At 74.7% G+C, this 3,691-nt stretch carries 1 protein-coding gene and 1 tRNA gene; both read right to left on the bottom strand.

The window, feature by feature from the left end; translation table 11 throughout:
* Positions 1-3,336: Pls/PosA family non-ribosomal peptide synthetase (locus tag BZL64_RS37060; protein ID WP_086773392.1), on the bottom strand; the 3,336-nt coding region annotated here is incomplete at its 3' end.
* Between the two features lie 270 nt (positions 3,337-3,606).
* Positions 3,607-3,691: transfer RNA gene (locus tag BZL64_RS37055), tRNA-Leu, on the bottom strand.

The raw sequence follows: 3,691 nt of genomic DNA, 5'->3' as shown, positions 1-3,691 counted from the left end.
CAGCAGCACGAACCCGGACAGCAGCGGCGCCCACCCGCCCAGCGCGCACAGCGCCGCCACGGTCAGCACCGCGATACCGGCCGAGCAGAACACCGGCACGATCCGGCACAGCTCCACCAGCCCGCGCGCCCACAGCAGCCGCGCCGGCGGGTCGTACGTCCGGCTCTGGTCACCGCCGGCCGCCGCACGCGGCAGCTTCATCGGCGGCAGCCCCAGATACGAGCTGCCCTTCTTCGCCTTCTTCGGCGTCGCCGACAGCACCCCGACCAGCCCGCCGTCCGGCACGCTCCGCCCAGGCGCGGTCATCCCCGAGTTCCCGAGGAATGCCCGTCGCCCGATCTCCGCCCGCCCGATCCGCATCCAGCCGCCACCCAGCTCGTACGGCGCGGTCAGCGTGTCGTCGGCCAGGAAGGCGCCCTCACCGACCGTGGTCAGGCTGGGCAGCGCCAGGACGGTCGACACCTCGGCGCCCTTGCCGATCCGCATCCCCAGCAGCCGCAGCCAGACCGGCGTGGCCAGCCCGGCGTACAGCGGGAAGAGCGTCTCGCGCGAGCGGTCCATCAACTGCGTGACCGTCCAGGCCTGCCAGCCGATCCGGCTGTGCGTCGGATGCGTACCCTCCCGCAGCCCCAGACTCAGCAGCCGCACGGCGACCAGAAGCAGCAGCGCGTACGTCAGCCCGTAGGCGAGCGTGGCCGGGACCAGCGCCAGTGCCGCACCCCGCAGCGGGGCGTCCGGTGAGACCAGGGCGTACACCACGAGCAGCGCGGCCCCGGCGGCCAGCACCGGCAGCAGCGTCAGCCCGGCGCCGGCGGCCCCGTACAGCGCCCGCCAGGCCCGGCCCCGGGCCGGCCGCTCCTTGGGCCAGTTGCGCTTGGCCTTGCCGAGCTTGACCGCGGGCGCCCCCGCCCAGCGCTGACCGGTCGGGATCTGACCGGTGACGGCCGAACCCGGCGCCACCTCGGCCCGCTTGCCGACCCGGGACCCCGGGAACAGGATGCTGCGCGTGCCGACGACGGCATGCGCACCGATCCTGACCGGCCCGACCTCCAGCCGGTCGCCGTCCAGCCACCAGCCGGAGAGGTCCACCTCGGACTCCACGGCCGCGCCCCGGCCCAGCCGGAGCAGACCGGTGACCGGCGGCAGCGCGTGCAGGTCCACGTCCGGGCCGACCTTGGCGCCCAGGGCGCGCGCGTACCGCTCCAGCCAGGAGCCGGTCAGCGAGGCGGCCCCGCTGAACTCGACGAGCCGCTCGGCGGCCCACAGCCGCAGATGCACACTGCCGCCGCGCGGATGGCGGCCCGCCGTCACACCCCGCAGCAGCAGCCGCGCCCCGCCCGCGCCGAGCGCGAGCCGGCCCGGCGGGCTGAAGAACAGCAGGGCGCCCGCGATCACCAGCCACCAGGGCGCGGTCGGCAGCCAGCCGTACGCGGGCAGCACGTTGCCCGCGGCGGCCAGGACCAGCGTCCAGCGCAGCCCCAACAGCGTGAACAGGGGCAGGAGCAGCAGGACCTGGATCACCTGTGCGCGCCGCGGCACCGGCGCGACCGTGCGCCGGGAACCGTCGTCCTGCGCGGACTTCTCCAGGTGCCGGGCCAGCTTGCGCAGCGTCGGCTGCTGGTAGATGTCCAGGACGGCGGCGCTCGGGTACCGGGTGCGCAGCCGCGTGGTGAGCTGGGCGGCGGCCAGGCTGCTGCCGCCGATCGCGAAGAAGTCGTCACGGGCGCCGCCGACCGGGATGCCGAGGACCGCCGTCCACTGTTCGGCGAGCCAGGCCTCGGTGCCGTAGAGCCGCTCCGCGGGGCCGCCCGTCTCCAGGCCCTCCAGGGGCCAGGGGAGCGCGGCCCGGTCGACCTTGCCCGACGTCCGGGTCGGCAGGTCGGCCACCGGCGCCAGGAGCGGCACCAGCGCGGCGGGCAGCGCGGCGCGCAGCTTCTCCACGGCCGCGGCCTGGTCCCAGCCCTCCTGGGTGACGACATAGCCGACGAGGAGCTGGTTGCCGCTGCGCGCGGTGCGCACGGCGGCAGCCGCGCCCGCGACGCCGGGCAGCGCCTGGAGCGCCGCGTCGACCTCGCCCAGCTCGATCCGCCGCCCGCCGAGCTTGATCTGCTCGTCGGCCCGCCCGAGGAAGACCAGCCCCTCGGGCTCCGCCTTCACGAGGTCACCGCTGCGGTACGCCCGCTCCCAGCCAAGCGACTCCAGCGGCGCGTACTTCTCCGCGTCCTTCTCGGCGTCGAGGTACCGGGCGAGGCCGACCCCGCCGATCACCAACTGGCCGGTGCCGCCCATCGGTACGGGCTCGCCGGCCTCGTCCACGACGGCCAGCTCCCAGCCCCGCAGCGGCAGCCCGATCCGGATCGGCTCCGCCCCGCTCATCAGCGAGGCACAGGCCACCACGGTCGCCTCGGTCGGCCCGTACGTGTTCCAGACCTCCCGCCCCTCGGTCACCAGCCGCTGCACCAGCTCGGGCGGGCAGGCCTCGCCGCCGAAGATCAGCAGGCGGACGTCGTTGAGGGTTTCCGGCTCCCAGAGCGCTGCCAGCGTGGGCACGGTCGAGACGACGGTGATCTCCTGCTCCACCAGCCAGGGCCCGAGGTCGGCACCGCTCCTGACCTGCGCACGCGGCACCGGCACCAGACAGGCCCCGTACCGCCAGGCCAGCCACATCTCCTCGCAGGAGGCGTCGAAGGCGACGGACAGCCCCGCCATCACCCGGTCGCCGGGCCCGATCGGCTCCTCGGTGAGGAACAGGGCGGCCTCGGCGTCCACGAAGGCGGCGGCGCTGCGATGGCTGACGGCGACACCCTTGGGCTTCCCGGTGGAGCCGGAGGTGAAGATGATCCACGCGTCGTGCCCGGCACCGGGCCGCGCGGCGGGCACCTCGGAGCGGCCGTGGACGGTCAGCTCGTGCCCGGCCCCCACGACGGCCCTGACCCCGGCCTCCCCGAACACCAGCTCGGCCCGCTCCTCGGGGTCCTCCGCGTCGACGGGCACGTAGGCGGCCCCGGCGGCCAGGACGGCGAGGATCGCGACGTACAGGTCGTTGGTCCCGGACGGCACCCGGACGCCCACCCGGTCGCCGAGGCCCACCCCGGCGCCCGCCAGCCGAAGCCGCAGCCGGTCGACCTCGACGGCCAGCTGCCGGTAGGTCAGCGCGGCGGAGCCGTCGTCCAGGGCCGGCTCGTCCGGGTGCGAGCGCACGGACGCGTCGAGGATGTCGACGAGGGTGCGCGGGGAGGCGGCGGGACCGCCCGAGAAACGTGCCGTGTCGCCGAGCTGTTCGCGGATCTCTTCGTCGAGCAGGCCGAGAGCGCTGCTCTCGTCTGTGGCTGCCATCGGGTCCTCGCGTCTCATGCCCGGAAACCTCCGGGGCGCTGGCGGGCCCGCAGGTCTGCCTGGGGTTGTCCGGCTCCAGCCCGTAACAAGCCGGAAATTTTAGTACGACGCTAGGCTCGCCCCCATCTGTCAGCCACCCGGGACGGCCGTCCGGGGCCCGCCGGAGGACCGCGGCGGGACCGTGACCTGGTGATCTTCAGGCCGGGGAGAGATGCCCCACATCAACGAGTGAGGGCCCCGACCTGACGGTCAGGGCCCTCACTCTTTCTGTGTCCGAGGGGGGACTTGAACCCCCACGCCCGATAAAGGGCACTAGCACCTCAAGCTAGCGCGTCTGCCATTCCGCCACCCGGAC

The sequence above is a fragment of the Streptomyces bobili genome (genome assembly GCF_002154575.1).
GTDB lineage: Bacteria > Actinomycetota > Actinomycetes > Streptomycetales > Streptomycetaceae > Streptomyces > Streptomyces bobili.
The sequence above is the reverse complement of the archived record's forward strand: the minus strand, read 5'-3'. Positions and strand labels throughout refer to the sequence as shown.